This window comes from Mycobacterium europaeum (assembly GCF_002102155.1).
GTDB lineage: Bacteria > Actinomycetota > Actinomycetes > Mycobacteriales > Mycobacteriaceae > Mycobacterium > Mycobacterium europaeum.
Genome location: NZ_LQOU01000010.1, coordinates 174,943 through 193,546, shown reverse-complemented (window position 1 = coordinate 193,546; position 18,604 = coordinate 174,943). Strand labels below are relative to the sequence as shown.

The following is an 18,604-nucleotide window of genomic DNA, read 5'->3' as shown; positions in this document are numbered from 1 at the left end:
GGCATGTCGGTGACCTGCACTAGCCTGAAGACGTGGCTGGGGGTTTTGCGGCTCCACGGACCCGGTACGCCAGTTGCGGCGAGATCGACATCGCCTACCAGGTCTTCGGCGATGGCCCGATCGACCTGCTCGTGCTGCCGGGCCCGTTAATCCCGATCGACTGCGTCGACCTCGAGCCGTCGATGTACCGGTTCCACCGGCGGCTCGCGTCGTTCTGCCGGGTGATCCGCTTCGACCAGCGCGGGATCGGCCTGTCGTCACGGGTCGCGTCGCTGGACATGCTCGGCCCGGAATCCTGGGCCCAGGACGCGATCGCGGTCATGAACGCGGCGGGATGCGAGCGCGCAACGATCTTCGCCCCGGGTTTCACGTCGCTGGCCGGTGTGGTTCTCGCATCCGAGCATTCCGACCGGGTGAACAGCCTGGTGATTGCGAACGGCGCGGCGCGAACGCTGCGCAGTCCGGATTACCCCATCGGCACCGACCTCGACGACGCCGATCGCTTCACGACGGTCGGGATGGAACCGGACGCCGTCGAGCAGGGATTCGACATGCTCGGCATCATCGCCCCCTCCGTGGCGCGCGACGCCGCATTCCGCTCGTGGTGGGACATGGCCGGCAACCGGGCCGCATCACCGAGCATGGCCCGCGCCTTCATCAACAAGATCCGGGAGGGCGATGTCCGCGACCGACTCCCCCTCGTCGCCGTCCCGACGCTGATCCTGCACCGCGACAACCCCGACTTCAGCCCAGTCGGGCACGCACACTATCTGGCGGAACACATCCCCGGGTCGCGCCTCGTCGAACTGCCCGGCCGGGACGCCCTGTACTGGGTCGGCGACACCGCCCCCGTCCTCGACGAGATCGAGGAATTCATCACCGGCGTGCGTGGCGTCTCCGACGCCGAACGCCTGCTCACCACGATCGTGTTCACCGACATCGTCGGTTCCACCGAGCGGGCCGCGGTGCTCGGCGATCATCGCTGGCGCGACCTGCTCGACAACCACGACACCCTCGTGCGCCGCGAGCTCCAGCGGTTCGGCGGGCGTGAAGTCAACACCGCCGGCGACGGATTCGTCGCCACGTTCAGCAGCCCGAGCGCCGCCCTCGCCTGCGCCGACGCCATCGTCGACGTGGTCCGCGTGCTGGGCATCGAGGTGCGGGTGGGCATCCACGCTGGCGAGGTGGAGGTGCGCGGCGCCTCGAAAAGTGACGTCGCCGGGATGGCCGTGCACATCGGCGCGCGGGTGGCGGCACTGGCCGGGCCCAGCGAAGTGGTGGTGTCGTCGACGGTGCGCGACATCGTCACCGGCTCGCGGTACCGGTTCGGCGACCGCGGCGAGGCCGCCCTCAAGGGCGTGCCGGGCCAGTGGCGGCTGTACTCGCTGCAGCGCGAGCGCGCGATCGTCCCGCGATAGCCGCGCGCTTCTCGGCTAGCCTGTTTAATGGCTGCCACCGGGGCTCAACGGACTCGGGGCTCCCGTGCTTGCCGGCCGAGTTCCGCCGCGCAACTTGGTTTTTCACGCGAAGGAGTACGCATGACCGACGTGCACGTTTCGTTGCCTCCGGCGCTGCGCCGAGCGCTGGACCTGCTCGCTGATCCGCCGGCCGATCCCGATGTGAGCAAGGGTTACCTCGATCTGCTGGGCGACGGATCCGCCGACGGCGACGAGGTCGAGAAGAACACCGGGCCCATCCAGGCGGCGTGGGCATCACCGATCGGGTCGATGCTCTACGACAACGCGCAGGCCCTGTCGCGACGGTTGATCAGCGCGTGGCAGACCCCTCTCGAGTGGCTGAACATCCCGCCGGGCGGCGTCGCGCTGGACGTCGGCTCGGGCCCCGGCAACGTCACCGCATCGCTGGCGCGCGCGGCCGGCCCGGACGGGCTGGCCCTGGGGGTCGACATCTCCGAGGCCATGCTCGCGCGCGCCGTCCGCAACGAAGCGGGGCCGCAGGTGGGCTTCATCAAGGCCGACGCGCAGCGACTTCCGCTGCGCGACGACACGGTCGACGCCGTCATCTCGACGGCCGTACTGCAGCTGGTTCCCAACCCGGCGGCGGCCCTGGGCGAGATGGCGCGGGTGCTGCGGCCGGGCGGGCGGCTGGCCGTCATGGTGCCCACCGTCGGGCCGGCCGCCCGGTTCTTTCAGCGGCTGCCGCACGTGGGGGCGCACGTCTTCGGCGACGACGAGATCGGCGACACTCTGGAGGACCACGGGTTCGTCAGCGTGCGGGTGAAGAACTTCGGCACCGTGCAGTGGGTGCGCGCCAAGAACGGCTGAGTCAGCCGCTGTTCAGCCTTGCCCGCCCGAATCGGGCGCCTGGGCGGCCGTGGCGAGCCGGTCCATGGATTCGCGCAACATGTCCGGCGTCGTCGCACGGGCGCGCGGGAGGCGGGTTGGGTCGCTCAGCGCCGTCCAATCGTAGGTGTGGGTCACCGTGGTGAGTTCGGCGTTCACCGGGCTGAGCTCCCAGCGCCACAGGTGACCGGGCGGCTGCTTCCTGGGTTCGGCCGGGCACCAGGCGATCTTGCTGCCCTCGACGAATTCCACGACGTGGTTCTCCCGCACCACACCGGTGGTCAGCGTCGTCTTGAACACGTCACCGACCGCGCGGACGCGTTGCCCCGGAGCCGACGACGCGAGGTTGTTGTTGCCGTCCCAGCTCGGCTGGCGCGCGGGATCGGCGATCAGTTCGAAGATTCGTGCGGCGTTGGCCGCGATGACGCGCGTGGCGCTCACGATGCGTTCGGCTTCCGTGTCGGTCATGTCGCCTATCCAAACACGTCGACCGCCGGCCCCGCCCCGCCGCCGATGTGACCTTCGGCCGACGCATTGGGGACCTTCGGCCGTCGAGGCCGGCGCCGTGCGGTGCGACCGTAGGGATGCCGGGGCAACCCGGTGGTCTGCCCGAAGTGCAACAAGCCCATTCTTGGGCGAGGCCATCCGCAAGGGCCTGATTGACCCACCGTCTTAAGACGGGGACCTGCCTTCGGGCAGACCTTCATGCTCACGGCATCCGGGGCAGGGCTTCGACCGGTCCGGACAGCGCCGCCTTGACGTAGCGGGTGTCGTCGTCGGCCAGCACCTCGGCGTCGTCGCGCTCGATGCCGTCGACGATCGCGCGCGCCACCTCCCGCGGGTCGTTCTTGGGCGCGTCGAAGCCAGCCGCCATCGCGGTGTCGGTGAAGCTGAGGTGCGCGGCGACCACCAGGGTGCCCTGCTTCTCGAGTTCGATGCGCAGCGAATTGGTCGCCGACCACAGCGCCGCCTTGGAGGCTCCGTACCCACCCGAGCCGGGCATCCAGGACAGGATCGAGGCGATGTCGACCAGGGCTCCGCCGCCGTTGCCGGCCAGGATCGGCGCGAACGCCTTCGCCACCCGCAGGGCCCCGAAATAGTTCGTCTCGAACACCGCCCGCACCTCCTCGATGTCGCTGTCGAGCAGCGTCCGCGCCCCCAGCACCCCGGCGTTGTTGATCACGATGTCGGCATCCGGAGCCGAACGGGCCAGGGCCGCTACGGATTCCGGCTCGGTGACATCCAGTTCGACGCTGACCACGCGCGGGTCCGTGCTGGGCCGGGGCGCCCGCGCCGTGGCATACACCTTGGCCGCGCCGCGCGCCAGCAGCTCGTCCACGATCGCCTTGCCGAGTCCGCGCTGTCCGCCGGTGACCACCACCGTCGACCCTTTGATGTTGACCATGTTGCACAACTCCTTGACATAGGTAATTGCCGATTACTTCTGTCACGGTAGTTGTCGGCGCCGACATAGTCAAGTATGGTTTAGGTATGTCTGCTGCATGGTCTGCATCACAGCGGTACGGCCTCACCCCGGCCCCGGGCGGTCTGGGATTGGTGCAGGACTTCCTCAACACCAGGGGGATCGCGGGATACGGCCCGGACCTGCTTGCCGACATCTCCCTGGCGCACGACTGGGTGGCGGGCGCGGTGCTGGCCTGGTCGGCCGCCCGGGGCGTGGACCTGCCGCCGCCGACCTTCGACGACGCGGACCTGGTCAAGCTGCGCGCGTTGCGGTCCAAGCTCGATTCGCTGGTGAACGGCGAGGCGCCCGGCGGACCGAGCGCCGTTCCCGCATCCCTGGTGCTGTCCGACGACGGTGCGGTGCGGTTGGAGCCCACCGGCTCCGGCTGGCGCTGGCTCGCCTCGGCCCTGTGGGCCGAGATCCTGCTCAGCCAGCAGGCCGGCACCTGGCGACGCATCAAGCAGTGCCATAACCACCACTGCGGGTCGACGTTCTACGACCGCTCCAAGAACAACAGCGGGGTGTGGCACGACGTCAAGACATGCGGCAACGCCGCCAACCTGCGCGCGTCCCGGGCCCGCCGGCGCGAACGCGAAGCGGGCTCAACGGTTTCGCCACAGTAGGCGGTATCGGTAATAGAGGCCGCGACGGATGACCGCCCCCGGTATGACCTCCGCGGACACCCGGCAGATCTCGCGCAGGCTCTCCCGGGGCTCGGCGACCGCCACGCCGATATCGCGGGTCTCGCGATGCAGTAGCGACCCGGCGCGCACCGCCGGCACACACGCGGCGGCCCACGCCCAGTCGGCGACGGCCTTGTTGGCAGACAGCCCAACGACGGCGAGTTCGCCTGCAGGCCTGAGCATTTCACGAACTTCGAGTAGTGTCTCGCGCAGCGGCAGGTGATGCAGGCTCGCCACGAAGGTGATCAGGTCGAACGAACGCGGATCCGCCTCGAACGCTTCGAACCGCGCGACTCGCACCGACACGTTGCCGGCGGTCCGCAATCGATCGGAGGCCCGCGCGATCGCGGACGGGTCGGCATCGATGCCGACAACGCTGCGCGACACCGCGGCCAACCGCTCGGCCAACAGCCCCTCACCGCAGCCCACATCCAGGACATCGCCGCCGTGCCGGGCGGCGATCTCGACCAGCCAGCTGTGATACGCGGTGTTGTGGTTCCAGTAGTCGGCCACGACGCGGGTCACCGGCCCGGCAGGGTCAGCAGCGCTCCACGCCCGGCTGCATGAGCGTCACGGTGGGGCGGGAACGGCGTGAGCCGCCGCGCAGCACGGCCTGCAACGCGTCACAGGCGCGCGCCTTCAGCGGCGTCATCACATCGATGTTGGTAGGGCTCTGGCTCATCCAGGACGGCAGTGTTGCCACGGTTTCGACCCTTCTCTGTTCGGCCTGTGCGCCGACTCATTGAATTGCACCGGGCCCGCTTTACGGATGCGCCGCGCCGGGGTTAACGCGGCGAAAAGCCCCATTGTGGTGCGACGCACATTCCCCCGGCGCGCCGGCCGCGCGTCACAGGCTCCTCGAGCCCCTGAAACGTCGCAGGTAGCCCGGCAAGCCGCGCGCGGGCGGCGGTTTCGGCCAATCGTCGGCGCGGAAATAGGCGTCGGTCCCGCCATCGACGAAGATCACGCTGCCGCAGAGGAATTCGGCCGACTCGGACAGCATGAAACACATCCAGTCGGCCATGTGCCGCGGCTGACCGAAGCCACCGACCGGAACCGGGAACGACCGGACCGCCTTGGCCTGACGGGGCGTCGCCAGCTGTTCTTCCAACAACGGCGTCATGACGGCTCCGGGCGCCAGGGCGTTCAAGCGCACCCCCGCGCCCGCCCATTCCGGCAGCACCGCCTGGCGCCGCACCCAACGACCGACGGCGATCTTGGACGCCGCATACATCATCGTCGGTGCCGCCGGACCGAACGGTCGCACCGATCGCAGCGCCTTGTCGCCGTCGTGGGCGAGGAAGGCCTTGACCGCTCGGCCCGGGACGAGCGGCACGGTCGTCGCCGAGTTGCTCGCCACGACCACGACTTTCGCGCGTTCGGCGGCGGCCAGCGCGGGCCGCCAGGCGACCAGCGGCTCGACGACGCCGAAGAAGTTGACCTGACCGATCTGGCGTAGCCGTTCACGGCCCGGGCTGGGCCCGAGGCCGGCGGCCAGGACCGCGCCGTCGAGCTTGCCGCCGGCCGCCGCCAGCACCCCGTCGGCGGCACGCTTGCGCCCGTCCGGCGTCGACAGGTCCGCGACGATGTCGGCGTCTTTGATGTCGACGCCGATCACGATGTGCCCGTCGGCCTTGAGCCGCTGCGCGGTCTCCCGGCCCATCCCGGAAGCCGACCCGGTGACCGCATAAGTGCCCATTGCTTCGTTCTTACCAGTCGGTCCCGCGTCAGGTTCCGGCGGCGGCCTTCTCGACGTCGAGCAGCTGCTCGCCGCGCCGTTCCTCGTCGTAGGCTGCACGGCCGCCCCGCAAGCCGAACAGACGCTTGGAGAACAGCAGGTAGACGACGGCGGCCAGGTTGATGGCGAAGGTGACCGCCCGGGTCATCGTGACGCCCTTCAACAGGTCGTGAACCTCCAACGGCAGGAACACCGAGGTGGCGATCACCGCGAAGTACTCGCCCCAGCGCTTCAGCAACCACAGGCCGACGCCTTCGACGACCTCCAGCAGCGCATAGGCGGCCAGCATCAAGGTCAGCAGGGCCAGCGTGGATGGCTTGGCGGCCAATGCCTTTTCGAGTTCGTGCACGATCGTCATCTGATCGACCTTGAATCCGGCGGCGCGGAAGATCGGCAGGTCGCGTTCGAGGGTGGCCTGGATGGACCCGCGCGCGCCGCGAAACTTCCACACCGCGTACGCGGCAAGCGCGATCACCACCGCCCGGAACAGGCGTTCCACCGCGAGGGTTCGGATGATGATGGCCTGGCGTAAAGCCTTGCCGCGCATGATCATCGGCGCGTCTTCGGCGCGTCCCCGGCCATGCGGCCGGCCCACGGTGAACTCACCGCAGCGCAGGCAGCGCCATACTTCGCCCAATCCGGTGGTGCCGCTCAGCCGGGCGGCGAGGTCCCGCTCGTCGGGCGCGTAGGTGGCGTGGCCCGCGACCGCGCAGGTGACCAACTCCCAGCGATTGCCGCCCTGGTGTTTGCGCATGGCCGATCATCGACTGCGGGCGGCGGGCCACGCAAGGGGGCGCGCACGGCATGCGTCAGAACCGCGGGCCGGTGCGCGGCCGTTGCGCGGTGGGGCTCACGGCGCCGAGCAGGCCGGCGAGGTGGCCGACGGGGATCTCGTCGAGGCGATCGACCGCCGTGACGATCTCGGCGCGCAGCGCCTCGTCGCAGAAGGGTTCGGCCAGCCACGCGAACTTGTCCGCGACGCGTTCCCACGACATGGGCCGGGTCGGGGAGCCCTCGTAATCGGCTTGCTCGCGGGACAATTCCCGTCCGTCCCGGGTCACCAGGTGCACCCGGGCCGCCGTGCGGTGCGGATAGCCCGCGGTCAGGTCGGCGGCGGGTTTGACGTCGACACGCCTCAGCAGCTCTTGAACGTCGTCGCGCAGGACCCGGTGGGTTTCCAGCTGTTCTGGGCCCACCCCGCCGTCGAGCAGCGCCACCGCACTGAGGTATTTGAGGTTGTAGTCGGCCTGCTCCTTGGTGCGCGGGTCATCCTTGCCGCCGTAGGCTCCCCCGCCGGCGAAGTCGTACGCCCCCTGGAAGACCTCGAGAGTCACCCGCGCGATGTCCGCACCACGCAGGTCGTTTTCGGTGCGCAGGGCCAAGACCGCATCGATGACCACCTGCCCGTGGATGAGGGAGCAGTACTGCTTGAGGTAGGTCTGTTCCACGCAGGTGAGCCGCCGGTCGTGGGTCGCCAGGTCGATGGGCTGGTCGAACAACTGCACCAGGCCGTGGGGACCCTCGAACAACGACTTGGGCCCGGTAACGCCGCGGGCGGCCAGCATGGCCGCATAGACGGCGCGCATCCCGGTGACGGCCGGCGAGATGCCCTTCCAGTTCGAGACCGGTTCGGCGTGCACCGCCGCCAGCGATACGTTGTCGGTCGCGGCGGCCGCAATGGCGTTGGCGGTTTCCTCCACGCTCAGCCCGAGCAGTTTCGCCGTGCCGGCCGCCACCGACATCGACAGCTGCAGCGCGTGATTGAGCCCCCGCGCCATCACGGGAACCTGGGAACTGAACCGGCATTGCACCTCGTAGGCGACCGCCAGCGCCAACAGGAAGTCGGCTCCGCCGGCGCCCGTGTGCTCGGCCACGGCCAACACCGCGCCGAAGTTGTCGGCGGGATGGCACAGGCCGCCGACCGTCAGATAGGTGTCGAGCAGATCGGGGTAGCGCACCAGCACCGCGTTGAAGAACGCGGCCTGGTCCACCGACGCCCGGCCGCCGCCCACCAGCGTGGCGGTGGGGGCGCCGCTGAACTGGCGGGTGTGGTCGCGGATCGTCGCGACGAGGTCCCCGTCGAGGGAGCCGACCGCGCAGGCGATGCTGTCGAGGACGTTGCGCTTCATCAGCGCGCGCGGCAGGCCGGTCAGATCGGCCGGTTGGGCGCCGACGACGAAATCGGCCAGCTCGTCCACGGCGTGGTTGTGTGCCATCACTTTTCGCCTCCCCGGCTGCGTTACCTTCACCCAAGCGCAGCGCCGGCCCGCCGTCCAGGACCGCTGTCTAACCAGTGGTCGATGCGACTTCTCACCGCAGGTGCGGGTCGTCAGCCGGCGCCCACCACGGCCCGGCGGGAGGTGCCGGCCAGTCGCGGGCACGCGCGACCGCGAGCAGCGCGTCCACGGCGCCGCGCACGCCGGCGCGGTCGTCGTCCCGGCGGTGCAGCAGCGACCACGTCCACAGCGGCACCGGTTCGGCGACGGGCCGCTCGCCCAGGCTGGGCGGGAGGGCCGCGGTGTGGCGCTTCGGCGACGCGAGCACGGCCGCTCCGATCCTGCGCACATGCGCGTGGAACGCGTCGCCGGTGATGCCGCCGTCGTCGATGGCGATCACGCGGGCGCCGGTGTCGGCGGCGAATTCCCTGGCGTATCGATTCCACGACGACCAGGCCGACTCGTCCGCGTCGACGAGTACGCTGATACGTTGCGCGGCAACGGGTTCCGTCGAGCTGACGCCGGGACTGACCGCGTGCAGCGGCTCGGCTCGCAGCAGATGCGCGCTCAGGCCGCGCTCCTCGACCTGACCGGCCGTGACCCACGCCAGCGCGATGTCGAGGGTGCCCTCGGCCACCCGGTCGGCCTGGGTGTGCGAGGGCAGCACCCAGTCGTCGACCCGCAGGTCCGCCGCGCGCCCCACCAGGGTGGTGATGTCGTCGGGCAGCCAGCTGACGTAGCCGAGCCGCACCGGGGTGCTGCGCGCGGCCGCCCGCTGCAGCCGGGCCGTGGCGTCGTCGGCCAGCGACAGGATCCGGCGGGCGTCCGCAAGGAGGGTGCGTCCGGCCTCGGTCAACCGGACGCTGCGCCGGTCCCGCACGAACAAGTCGGCGCCCAGCTCGCGTTCCATCGCGATGATCTGTTGCGACAGGGCCGGTCCGGAGATGTGCACGCGTTGGGCGGCGCGGCCGAAGTGCAGCTCCTCTGCGACGGCCACGAAGTAGCGCAACTGCCGCAGTTCCATAGGCGGAGCCTAGACGGCGCGACCGACCGTATCCGGTCGCGGCGGGGCCAGGCTGATCCCCGCCGTTTCGTCGGTCAACTGCTTGCCGATGAGCCGGATCTGCCGCGCCGACAGCGGGCACAGCGGGTGCACGGCCACCATCAGGGCGACGCGGCGTTCATCGAAAACGGGTGCGGCGATGGTCACCACGGGCTGCTTGCGGCGACCGGGGTTGTCGTCGGAGAGGAACCCGATGGTGGTGAACTCGTCGAGCAACTGATCCACGATGTGCCGCACCGGCGTGGGCATCTGATCGCTGTCCAAGGTGCCGACCACTTGCACGGCCTGGGCCAGCGCGGGCGTGGTCCAGTCGACGTCGAAACCCCGCTCACGCGTGTGTTCCAACACCCGTTCCAGCCGCCGGGTGCGATCCGCGTTGGTGCCGGCACCGCGGCGGATCCACGCGCGCTGTTCCTCCTCGTCGTCCCAGGCGGCGAGCGCCACCCCGAACGGCGGGGCGTACGGGATGCGATCACCGGGAATGCCGGACGGTGGGGTGGCGGGCCGGCCCTCGAATGCGGTGACCACCAACGAATCCCCGAATCGCTCGACCACGGAGCAGCCGTAGCCGACCTCGCGCGACAGTCGCAGGGCCGCCGAACGGGCCGCATGCGCAAGCGGCCGGGCGGTGTCGGTCCGCGCCGCAACGACCGCCAGCGCGGGCCCGAGGGTGAACGTCTTGGCGACGGGATCGCGGCTCGCCCATCCCCGGTCGCACAGCGTCTTGAGGATGGCGTGTGCCGTCGCCTGCGTGAGGTCGAGCTCGCGCACGATGTCGGAGAACCGCAGCCGCGCATTCCCGGACCGGGCCAGGAGCTCGACCACGTCGAGCACCCGGGCGGTCGGCGCCGACGTCGATCCCCGAATGGCTTGACTCCCCTGCGGCACGCTTTAGAGTGAGACGAACATTCGAGAGTCTATATCGACTATTCGAGAGAGCTGAACGCTTTGTGCGCTGCGGTGAAGACCTGCCATGACCGAACGTGACGACCGCCAGGACATCTGCGAACTGCTGGTGCGCTACGCCACCGGGATCGACCGGCGCGACTGGCCGCTGTTTCGCACCGTGTTCACCGCTGACTGCGAGCTCGACTATGGCGTGATCGGGTCGTGGACCGGCGTCGACGCCGTCACGGACTTCATGGCGCAGGTGCACGGCCGGGCGGGGCACACCCTGCACCGCCTGACCAACCACGCGATCACGGTCGACGGCGACAAGGCGACGGCGCGAACCTACATCGACGGACTCATCATGGCCGCCGACAACGACTCCGGCGTCAACGCGATCGGCTTCTACGACGACGAGATCGTGCGCACGTCCGACGGGTGGCGCATCGCCCGCCGCCGCTACACCCAGGTGCGCCTGACGACGGTCGGGGGCCCCGAATGACGTTCGCGACCAAGTACGGGCCGTGGGCGCTGGTGGCCGGGGCCTCGGACGGGGTGGGCGCGGCGTTCGCCCGGGGGCTCGCCGAGCGGGGCGTCAACGTCGTGCTCGTCGCCCGCCGGCAAGCGGTCCTCGACGACGTCGCGGCCGGGATCCGCAGCGACACGTCGGCGTCCACGCGGACCCTCGCCATCGATCTCGCCGAACCGGGCGCGGCGGCGGCGATCGCCGCGGCGACCGGCGATCTCGACGTCGGCTTCCTCGCGTACTGCGCGGGTGCCGACCCGAACTTCGAGCCGTTCCTCGCCAATCCGGTCGAAGTCGCCGAGGCGATGGTGCAACGCAACTGCACGGTGCCGATGCAGCTGTGCCACCACTTCGCCGCCGCCATGGTCGAGCGGGGCCACGGCGGAATCGTGCTGTTCGGGTCGGGCGCCGGCCTGGCCGGTGGGCCCAACATGGTGGCCTACGGCGCGACGAAGGCGTTCGACATGGTCTTCGCCGAGGCGCTGTGGGCCGAACTGCACGACAAGGGCGTCGACGTCCTGGGCCTCATCCTGGGCAAGACCGATACGCCCGCCCTGCGGCAACTCGAGCACAGCCGCGGACAGATCGCCTCGCTCGACGAGTTACCGCCCGGCGCGGCGGCCGTGGCGGATGTCATCGCGGAGGCGTTCGAGAACCTGGGGAACGGACCGACCCTGATGGTCGGCGACACGATGCGCGCCGCCGAACGGATGTTGGCCTCGCTAACCCGCAACCAAGCCGTCGAACTGTTCGCCCAGGCCGCGGCCGCGGCCATGGGGCCCGACAAATAGCGGAACCTTCCCGGCCCGCGGCCCGTCGTACTGCATAGGGGTCCGGTTTTGCCCAGGAAGGTTTGCCAAACTTCGGAATCGGGGGAGCCAAACTTTTCTGCAGCGCCCCTCTGGCCAGCAAAGATGATTACCGGCGCCGGGCCGGCCCCAGCCGTCGAACACGTTGCTGGGGGCGGGCTGCGCGGGTAACTTTGGTAGGCGGTTCGGCATGGCAAACCTAACCTCACTACGCCGCTACAGTCGCCACCCCTCCGTATCGAAGGATGACGATGCTCGCCCCAGACAGGCCCGCCAGGATTTCCACGGCAGAACACGGCCGGCGTCGCACCCTGACGCGTTCGGGGCTGATCACCACGGCGTTCGTCGCACCGGCGCTGGTGGTCCGCATCGCGGGGCTGCACCCCGACCCGGTCGTCGCCCTCCTCATCTTCGGTGCCGCGGTGGTGTCGGCCAGCTTCCTGCTGGCGTGGGCGGCCGAAGCCGCGCAGATCGATGTCTCCGGCGGGATGGCGACGGCGGTGCTGGCGCTGATCGCGGTGCTGCCCGAGTACGCCGTCGACCTCTATTACGCGTACGTGTCCGGCCACAACGGGGACTACACGCAATACGCCGCCGCGAACATGACCGGGTCCAACCGGCTGCTGATGGGTCTAGGTTGGCCCGTCGTCGTGCTGGTCAGCATCGTGGTGGCACGCAAGGCCGGTGACAGGACGGCCACCGGCCTGGCGCTTCAACCGACCAATCGGGTCGAACTCGGATTCCTGCTGATCGCCGGCCTCATCGCGTTCGCGGCACCGGCGAGCGGCCAGATCCACTTCGGCCTGGGCTTGGCGTTGTTGGCCTGGTTCGGGTTCTACCTCTACAAAGTCAGCCACGGCGATGTGGCGGAGCCCGACCTGATCGGGACCGCCGCCGCCCTGGGGGAGCTGCCCGACCGCGGGCGGCGCATCGTCGTCGTCGGCCTCTTCCTGGCCTCCGGCGCCGTGATCCTGCTGTGCGCCAAGCCGTTCGCCGACAACCTCGTGGCCGCGGGCGCCGAGCTCAGCATCGACCGCTTCCTGCTCGTTCAATGGCTCGCCCCGCTCGCTTCGGAGGCCCCGGAGTTCATCGTCGCCACCATCTTCGCCGCCCGGGGCAAGGGCACGGCGGCCATCGCCACCCTGATCTCGTCCAAGGTCAACCAGTGGACGCTGCTGATCGGGTCGCTGCCGGTCGCCCACCTGCTCGGCGGCGGCGGTTTCTCCCTGGAGCTCGACCAGCGTCAGGTGGAGGAAGTGTTGCTCACGGCCACCCAGACCATGATGGGGGTGGCGCTGCTGTTGGCGCTGCGGTTCCACCGCGCCGCGGCGGGCACGCTGCTGGGGCTGTTCGTCGTGCAGTTCCCCATCGCTTCGACCCATGGCCGGCTGCTGCTCTGCGGCGTCTACACCGCCGTGGCCGTCGTCGCGCTGATCCGCTACCGCCGCCACCTGGCCGCCACCCTCAGGGCGCCGTTCTTCGGGACGGCGATTCGCCACAGCGGTCACCCCCACCATCCGGTGCCGGACCCCTAGCCGCGGGCCGCCGGCGGCCGTATACGGTCCAGATATGAATCGAGTGTCGGTGATCACGGGCGGCGCGGGCGGCATGGGTCTGGCCACGGCCAAAGTGGTCGGCCGCGACCACACCGTGGTGCTCTGCGACGTCAGGCGGGACCGGCTCGCGGCCGCGGCCGCGGCCCTCGACGAACTCGGAATGACTCCCACGGCCGTCCACTGTGACGTCACCGATCGACAGGCGGTCGCGGACCTGTTCGACACCGCGGGCAGTCTCGGGACGCTCGCCTCGGTCATCCATACCGCGGGCGTGAGCCCGAGCATGGGCGCGGCCGACTACGTCATGCGGACCAACGCGCTCGGCACCCTCAACGTCGACGAGGCGTTCTACGCGGTGGCCGGCGAGGGCGCGGCGATCGTCAACGTGGCGTCGATGGCCGCCCACCTGCTCCCGGCGGAAATGGTTCCGGTGGACCAGTTTCCGCTGGCGCTGCGCGACGCCGGCGAGTTCCTGGAGGCCATGATGACGACCTGCGCCATCGTGCCCGAGGAGGCGCAGTCCGGCTTCGCCTACGCCGTCAGCAAGAGCTTCGTGAAGTGGTACAGCCAGTCGCAGGCGGAAAGATTCAACGCGCGCGCACTGCGCATCGTGTCGGTGTCCCCGGGCTCCATCGATACCGAGATGGGCCGGCTCGAGGAACAGGCCGGCGCCGGCGCGATGGTCACCAACGCCGCGGTCCCGCGGTGGGGCAGGCCCGAGGAGATGGCCGACCTGCTCGCGTTCTGCGCCAGCGACAAAGCGGGTTACCTCACCGGCACCGACATCCTCAACGACGGTGGGGTGATCGCCTCGATGACCGAGCGGGCCAGGGCGGCCGCCGCGGGCTGATCGCGACGGCAGAAAGGCGGCGGGGGTCGATGCGAAGCCGTGCGGCCATCCTCTACGAGTACGGCCACCCGTGGTCGGTCGAAGAGTTCGAGCTGGATCCGCCGAAGGCGGGCGAGGTCATGGTGCGGCTGGCCGCCACCGGACTCTGCCACTCCGACGAGCACATCCGGCAGGGAAAGCTGGCCGCGCCGCCGGAAACGTTGCGCGCCCTGGGATTACCCGCCATGTCACCGACGATCGGTGGGCACGAGGGCTCCGGCGTGGTGGTCGACATCGGGCCGGGCGTCGCCGGGTTCACGCCGGGCGACCATGTGGTGACCTCCTTCGTGGCGGTCTGCGGCCAGTGCCGGTGGTGTGCCTCGGGGATGGAATACCTCTGCGACACGGGGTCGGGGACGTTGGCGCCGGGCATGCCGACGGACGGCACGTTTCGCCATCACACCGTCGACGGGCGAAGCCTCGGCCACGTGTCCAAGATCGGTGCGTTCGCCGAACACACTGTGGTGGCGGCTAATTCGCTGGTGAAGATCGACCCGGACTTTCCGCTGGTTCCGGCCGCCCTGCTGGCCTGCGCGGCACCGACCGGGTATGGGTCCGCCGCCCGGCGCGCCGGCGTGCGCGGCGGTGACACCGTGGTGGTGATCGGCACCGGCGGAATCGGCACCGCGGCCGTCCAGGGCGCACGCATCAACGGGGCGGCCCGGATCGTGGCGGTGGACGTCAGCGACTTCAAGCGAACCTCGGCCGTCGCGTTCGGCGCCACCCACACCGCGGCGACGGCCTCGGACGCGCTCGAGCTGGTCCGCGACCTGACCCGCGGAGTGATGGCGGACGCGGTCGTGGTCTCCCCCGCCATGATCGGCGAGGCCGACGTCGGGGCCGCGCTGGCACTCACCCGCAAGGGCGGAACCTGCGTGCTGACCGGGCTGCCGTCGCCCGGGTTGGGTTCCGTCGCCGTCGCGCTGCAGGACTTCATCCTGATGAACAAGACGCTGTGCGGCACGGTCTTCGGGTCGTGCAACCCCAAGAGCGACATCGCGCTGCTGGCCACGTTGTACGAGTCGGGTCAGCTACTCCTGGACGAGATGATCACCAAGCGCTACCGGCTCGACGACATCAACGACGCCTACGCCGACCTGGCCGCCGGCCGCCTGATCCGCGGCGTCATCGACTTCGGGCTCGGCCAGTAGCCAATCCCGCGGCCGCAGCCGCCAGGTACGTCGGGCGTACTCCAGCTCGGTGTACGGCCACTGGGTGACGATGCGGCCGGAGGGCGAGCGGAAGTAGCTGTCGCACCGGGTCCAGATGGTGCGCTCCAGGTCGGCGGAAAGCCGGTCGTTGTAGCGCTTTTCGGCCTCCGGGCGGACGTCGAGGTGGCCACCCCTGCGGGCCACCCGGCTGACCGCGCTGGCGACGAGCCGCGCACCCGCCTCCAGGATGTAGACGATCGAGTTCCCGCCCTGGTTGGTGTTGGGGCCATACAGCATGAAGAAATTCGGGAACCCACTGACCGCGACGCCCAGGTACGCGCTCGGGTCCTCGCCCCACCGCTCGTGCAGCCGGCGTCCCCCGAGGCCGATGACCTCGATGCCCGACAGATAGCGCGACGTCTCGAACCCGGTGGCCAGCACGATCGCGTCGACGTCGACCGCGCGTCCGGCCGAGGTGAGCACCGACGATCCGGCGATCCGCTCGACGGGGTCGGTGACCAGCTCGACGTTGTCGCGCTGCAACGCTCGGTAGAACTCGTCGCCCAGCAACACCCGCTTGCAGCGGAACGGGTAATCGGGCGTCAACGCCCGCCGCAGCCGCTCGTCGGCCACGGTGCGGTCCAGAAACGACGTCGCAACGTGCGTGCGCGCGTTGATGACGGGGTCGTCGGCGAAGGTTGCGGTGTTGTCGTGCTGGAATTTCCAGATCTGCCAGCGGGTGCGCCGCACGGCCAGCGGGTCGCGCCGGAACCGCGCCAGTTCGCTCGCGCTGTAGGGACGGTCATCCTTGGGCACCATCCACGGCGGCGTGCGCTGGAAGACGCTCACCCGACCGGCGACCTTGGCCAGTTCGGGCACGACCTGCACGCCGCTGGCACCGGTGCCGATGACGGCAACCCGCTTGCCCGCCAGGTCGACCCGGTGATCCCACTGTGCGGTGTGCATGAGCGTGCCCGTGAAGTCGGTCAGGCCCGGAATGTCGGGAAGCCTTGGGGAGCCGAACAATCCGACGGCGCACACGACGACGTCGACGGTCAGGGTGGATTCGCTGCCCGCCCGGTCCAGCCGGCAGTCCCACGCCGCGCCGTTCCACCCGACCGAACGCACCCGGGTGCCCAGCACGAGGTGCCGGCGCAGGTCGAACTCGTCGGCGACCGACTCCAGATAGGCCAGGATCTCGGGCTGCCGCGCATAGGTGCGGCTCCAGGATTTGTTGGGCGCGAACGAGAACGAGTAGAGATGGCTCTGGATGTCGCACGCCGCACCGGGATAGGTGTTGCGCCGCCAGGTGCCGCCGACCCCGTCGCCGGCCTCGATGATCACCAGGTCGTCGATGCCGGCCCGGCGTAGCGCCACGGCGGCGGCCAGCCCACCGAAACCCGCCCCGACGATCACCACCTTGGGTGGGTGCCCGCGGCGGGTCGCGGCCCGCAGTCGGCCGACACCGTAGCGCCACCGGGCGTGCCGGCTGGTCATGGCCCGGCCTCGCCGCCGCGGATCAGGTAGCCTTCCAGGCCACCGTCGGCCCGCCATCCGCGCAGCAGGTCGGCGTACTCCGTGGGTGCGCCGAAGAAGAAGCTGCCCTGCCGGGTCTTGTTGTCCGCCTTCCCCTCCCGGTTGTAGTAGCCGGGGGTGCACGTCTCGGCGCGTTCGGCGCTGGCGGCCGAGCGCGCGATCACCGTGTCGACCCAGGCCGATTCGGCGGCGGGGGCGGCCTCGACTTCGCTGACGCCGTGCTCGAGCGCCCAGGCGATGATCCACGCGGTGTGGGTCGCCTGCACGTCGAGCAGGTAGGGAAAGTTCACCGTCAGGCCCGCCTGGGCGATGCTCTCGATGAAGCAGTTCGGGAACTTCGTCGTGCACAGCCCCTGAAACGTGCGCACCCCGTCGCGCCAGTGTTCGGTCAGTGACACCCCGTCGCGGCCGATCAGCTCGAAACCGGTGCGACGGCAGTAGTCGGTGCCGACCTCGAAACCCGTTGCGAAGATGAGGCAGTCGAGTTCGTAAGGTACGCCGTCGACCATCACACCCGACTCGGTGATGCGCTGCACGCCGCGACCGCGGGTGTCGACCAGGGTGACGTTGCCGCGGTTGAACGTCTGCAGGTAGTCGTCGTGGAAGCAGGGGCGTTTGCAGAAGTACCCGTACCACGGCTTGAGGGCCTCCGCGGTGGCCGGATCGGTGACGATGCCCGCGACGCGCGCCCGGATCTCCTCCATCTTGGCGAAGTCCGCGATCTCGATGTCTCGGCCGCGTTGCGCCGGGTCCACGGCGCCGTCACCGTCGTGGCGCATCACCGGAAGCTTGCGTGTGATGCTCGTCCAGGCGTCGTCGACCAGGTCTTCGTCGGCCTGGCCGCCGGCGGTCAGGATCTGGAAGTTCTCGATGCGCCTGCGCTGCCAGCCCGGCCGTAACGCGCTGGCCCAGTGGGGATCGGTGGCCCGGTTGGCCCGCACGTCCACCGATGACGGCGTGCGCTGGAAGACGTAGAGCCGCCGCGTCGCCCGGGCGAGGTGCGGGACGCACTGGATCGCGGTGGCCCCGGTACCGATGATGCCGACGCGCTTGTCGGCCAGGTTCTCCAGGTTCGCCCCGGTGTAGGCGTAGTCCCACCGGCTGGTATGGAAGGCGTGGCCGCGAAACGTGCCGAGGCCCTCGATCCCGGGCAGCTTGGGTTTGGCCTGATAGCCGTTGGCCATGGACACGAACCGGGCCCGCATCTCGTCGCCGCGGTTGGTGCGGATGATCCAGCGCGATTCTTCCGCCTGCCAACGTATCTCGTGCACTTCGGTGCACAGGCAGGCGTCGCGGTAGAGGTCGTAGTGCCGGGCGATGCGCTGGCAATGGGCGAAGATCTCCGCCCCCTTGGCGTACTTCTCGGTCGGGATGTAGCCCAGTTCCTCCAGCAGCGGCATGTAGACGTAGGACTCGACGTCGCAGGCGATCCCCGGGTACCGGTTCCAGTACCACGTGCCCCCCACATCGGCCGCCCGGTCGATCAGCCGCACGCTGCCGACACCGAGCTGACGCAGGCGCACCCCCGTCAGCAGCCCGCCGAAGCCGGCGCCGATGATCGCGACGTCGACCTCGTCGGTCAGCGGCTCACGGTCGAAAGTTCCGTCGGTCCAAGGGTCTTCGGCGAAGTGGGCGAAGGCGCCCGTCATCTCCACGTACTGCGCGATGCCGTCCGGGCGCAGACGGCGCGCGCGCTCTTCGGCGTACTTGCGTCGCAGTGCGTCGACGTCGAACGTCACGCCAACGGTTTCAGTCACGGACACCGGTCCTCTCGTGCGCCC

The 18,604-nt window shown here is 69.9% G+C and carries 19 protein-coding genes; 8 read left to right on the top strand and 11 right to left on the bottom strand.

Annotated elements, in window-relative coordinates; all coding sequences use genetic code 11:
- The first annotated feature begins 32 nt into the window (after positions 1-32).
- The gene (locus AWC03_RS04940) at positions 33-1,418 is read left to right on the top strand and encodes an adenylate/guanylate cyclase domain-containing protein (RefSeq protein ID WP_085239388.1); all 1,386 of its coding nucleotides are present in this window, start codon (positions 33-35) and stop codon (positions 1,416-1,418) included.
- A gap of 120 nt (positions 1,419-1,538) precedes the next feature.
- The gene (locus AWC03_RS04935; RefSeq protein ID WP_085239387.1) at positions 1,539-2,285 is read left to right on the top strand and encodes a methyltransferase domain-containing protein; all 747 of its coding nucleotides are present in this window, start codon (positions 1,539-1,541) and stop codon (positions 2,283-2,285) included.
- A gap of 12 nt (positions 2,286-2,297) precedes the next feature.
- Here AWC03_RS04935 and AWC03_RS04930 read toward each other — a convergent pair whose 3' ends face one another.
- Together AWC03_RS04930 and AWC03_RS04925 are read right to left on the bottom strand one after the other, a co-directional pair.
- Positions 2,298-2,771: an SRPBCC family protein gene (locus AWC03_RS04930; protein WP_085239386.1), complete on the bottom strand. Its 474-nt coding sequence runs from the start codon at positions 2,769-2,771 to the stop codon at positions 2,298-2,300.
- Between the two features lie 241 nt (positions 2,772-3,012).
- Positions 3,013-3,708: an SDR family oxidoreductase gene (locus AWC03_RS04925; protein ID WP_085239385.1), complete on the bottom strand. Its 696-nt coding sequence runs from the start codon at positions 3,706-3,708 to the stop codon at positions 3,013-3,015.
- Positions 3,709-3,794: 86 nt separating this feature from the next.
- On the opposite strand from AWC03_RS04925, the gene AWC03_RS04920 reads away from it, so the two are divergent.
- Complete coding sequence (locus AWC03_RS04920) at positions 3,795-4,391, top strand: CGNR zinc finger domain-containing protein (protein ID WP_169716507.1); 597 nt, start codon at positions 3,795-3,797, stop codon at positions 4,389-4,391.
- Here the strand turns inward: AWC03_RS04920 and AWC03_RS04915 are convergent.
- From AWC03_RS04915 to AWC03_RS04890, 7 genes are all read right to left on the bottom strand, one after another.
- Complete coding sequence (locus tag AWC03_RS04915) at positions 4,371-4,976, bottom strand: class I SAM-dependent methyltransferase (protein WP_249025827.1); 606 nt, start codon at positions 4,974-4,976, stop codon at positions 4,371-4,373. The two genes, AWC03_RS04920 and AWC03_RS04915, sit on opposite strands and share 21 nt — an antisense overlap.
- A 13-nt stretch (positions 4,977-4,989) precedes the next feature.
- Positions 4,990-5,133 carry a hypothetical protein gene (locus AWC03_RS27395; RefSeq protein ID WP_169716505.1) on the bottom strand — a complete coding sequence of 48 codons (144 nt, stop codon included), beginning with the start codon at positions 5,131-5,133 and terminating at the stop codon, positions 4,990-4,992.
- A gap of 165 nt (positions 5,134-5,298) precedes the next feature.
- Positions 5,299-6,150: an SDR family oxidoreductase gene (locus AWC03_RS04910; protein WP_085239383.1), complete on the bottom strand. Its 852-nt coding sequence runs from the start codon at positions 6,148-6,150 to the stop codon at positions 5,299-5,301.
- 28 nt (positions 6,151-6,178) lie between these two features.
- The gene (locus tag AWC03_RS04905; RefSeq protein ID WP_085239382.1) at positions 6,179-6,943 is read right to left on the bottom strand and encodes a DUF2127 domain-containing protein; all 765 of its coding nucleotides are present in this window, start codon (positions 6,941-6,943) and stop codon (positions 6,179-6,181) included.
- A 55-nt stretch (positions 6,944-6,998) separates the two neighbouring features.
- Positions 6,999-8,387, bottom strand: coding sequence for an MmgE/PrpD family protein (locus tag AWC03_RS04900; protein ID WP_085239522.1), 1,389 nt, complete (start codon positions 8,385-8,387; stop codon positions 6,999-7,001).
- A 112-nt stretch (positions 8,388-8,499) separates the two neighbouring features.
- Positions 8,500-9,429: a LysR family transcriptional regulator gene (locus AWC03_RS04895; protein ID WP_085239381.1), complete on the bottom strand. Its 930-nt coding sequence runs from the start codon at positions 9,427-9,429 to the stop codon at positions 8,500-8,502.
- Positions 9,430-9,438: 9 nt separating this feature from the next.
- Positions 9,439-10,302 (bottom strand): helix-turn-helix domain-containing protein, encoded by an 864-nt coding sequence (locus AWC03_RS04890; RefSeq protein ID WP_085239380.1) that lies wholly within the window; start codon positions 10,300-10,302, stop codon positions 9,439-9,441.
- Positions 10,303-10,441: 139 nt separating this feature from the next.
- On the opposite strand from AWC03_RS04890, the gene AWC03_RS04885 reads away from it, so the two are divergent.
- The 5 genes from AWC03_RS04885 to AWC03_RS04865 all read left to right on the top strand — a co-directional run bounded on the left by AWC03_RS04885 (position 10,442) and on the right by AWC03_RS04865 (position 15,287).
- Complete coding sequence (locus tag AWC03_RS04885; protein WP_085239379.1) at positions 10,442-10,858, top strand: nuclear transport factor 2 family protein; 417 nt, start codon at positions 10,442-10,444, stop codon at positions 10,856-10,858.
- On the top strand, positions 10,855-11,673 hold the full coding sequence (locus tag AWC03_RS04880) for an SDR family NAD(P)-dependent oxidoreductase (protein ID WP_085239378.1): 819 nt from the start codon (positions 10,855-10,857) through the stop codon (positions 11,671-11,673). Before AWC03_RS04885 ends, AWC03_RS04880 begins: the two co-directional genes overlap by 4 nt.
- 263 nt (positions 11,674-11,936) lie before the next feature.
- Positions 11,937-13,226, top strand: a complete 1,290-nt coding sequence (locus tag AWC03_RS04875; RefSeq protein ID WP_085239377.1) for a sodium:proton exchanger — start codon at positions 11,937-11,939, stop codon at positions 13,224-13,226.
- 34 nt (positions 13,227-13,260) lie between these two features.
- Positions 13,261-14,097, top strand: coding sequence for an SDR family oxidoreductase (locus AWC03_RS04870; protein WP_085239376.1), 837 nt, complete (start codon positions 13,261-13,263; stop codon positions 14,095-14,097).
- Between the two features lie 29 nt (positions 14,098-14,126).
- On the top strand, positions 14,127-15,287 hold the full coding sequence (locus AWC03_RS04865; protein ID WP_085239375.1) for a Zn-dependent alcohol dehydrogenase: 1,161 nt from the start codon (positions 14,127-14,129) through the stop codon (positions 15,285-15,287).
- Here the strand turns inward: AWC03_RS04865 and AWC03_RS04860 are convergent.
- Both AWC03_RS04860 and AWC03_RS04855 read right to left on the bottom strand, forming a co-directional pair.
- Positions 15,168-16,784 (bottom strand): flavin-containing monooxygenase, encoded by a 1,617-nt coding sequence (locus AWC03_RS04860; RefSeq protein ID WP_085239374.1) that lies wholly within the window; start codon positions 16,782-16,784, stop codon positions 15,168-15,170. The genes AWC03_RS04865 and AWC03_RS04860 overlap by 120 nt on opposite strands.
- Complete coding sequence (locus AWC03_RS04855; RefSeq protein ID WP_085239521.1) at positions 16,781-18,580, bottom strand: flavin-containing monooxygenase; 1,800 nt, start codon at positions 18,578-18,580, stop codon at positions 16,781-16,783. The genes AWC03_RS04860 and AWC03_RS04855 overlap by 4 nt, the downstream gene beginning before the upstream one ends.
- Positions 18,581-18,604 lie beyond the last annotated feature (24 nt).

Bases quoted from the DNA above. Each gene is read 5' to 3' on its own strand.
- AWC03_RS27395 (WP_169716505.1), bottom strand. From the start codon at position 5,133: ATGAGCCAGAGCCCTACCAACATCGATGTGATGACGCCGCTGAAGGCG.
- AWC03_RS04910 (WP_085239383.1), bottom strand. From the start codon at position 6,150: ATGGGCACTTATGCGGTCACCGGGTCGGCTTCCGGGATGGGCCGGGAG.
- AWC03_RS04905 (WP_085239382.1), bottom strand. From the start codon at position 6,943: ATGCGCAAACACCAGGGCGGCAATCGCTGGGAGTTGGTCACCTGCGCG.
- AWC03_RS04870 (WP_085239376.1), top strand. From the start codon at position 13,261: ATGAATCGAGTGTCGGTGATCACGGGCGGCGCGGGCGGCATGGGTCTG.
- AWC03_RS04885 (WP_085239379.1), top strand. From the start codon at position 10,442: ATGACCGAACGTGACGACCGCCAGGACATCTGCGAACTGCTGGTGCGC.
- AWC03_RS04880 (WP_085239378.1), top strand. From the start codon at position 10,855: ATGACGTTCGCGACCAAGTACGGGCCGTGGGCGCTGGTGGCCGGGGCC.
- AWC03_RS04860 (WP_085239374.1), bottom strand. From the start codon at position 16,784: ATGACCAGCCGGCACGCCCGGTGGCGCTACGGTGTCGGCCGACTGCGG.
- AWC03_RS04920 (WP_169716507.1), top strand. From the start codon at position 3,795: ATGTCTGCTGCATGGTCTGCATCACAGCGGTACGGCCTCACCCCGGCC.
- AWC03_RS04865 (WP_085239375.1), top strand. From the start codon at position 14,127: ATGCGAAGCCGTGCGGCCATCCTCTACGAGTACGGCCACCCGTGGTCG.
- AWC03_RS04925 (WP_085239385.1), bottom strand. From the start codon at position 3,708: ATGGTCAACATCAAAGGGTCGACGGTGGTGGTCACCGGCGGACAGCGC.
- AWC03_RS04875 (WP_085239377.1), top strand. From the start codon at position 11,937: ATGACGATGCTCGCCCCAGACAGGCCCGCCAGGATTTCCACGGCAGAA.
- AWC03_RS04935 (WP_085239387.1), top strand. From the start codon at position 1,539: ATGACCGACGTGCACGTTTCGTTGCCTCCGGCGCTGCGCCGAGCGCTG.
- AWC03_RS04895 (WP_085239381.1), bottom strand. From the start codon at position 9,429: ATGGAACTGCGGCAGTTGCGCTACTTCGTGGCCGTCGCAGAGGAGCTG.
- AWC03_RS04930 (WP_085239386.1), bottom strand. From the start codon at position 2,771: ATGACCGACACGGAAGCCGAACGCATCGTGAGCGCCACGCGCGTCATC.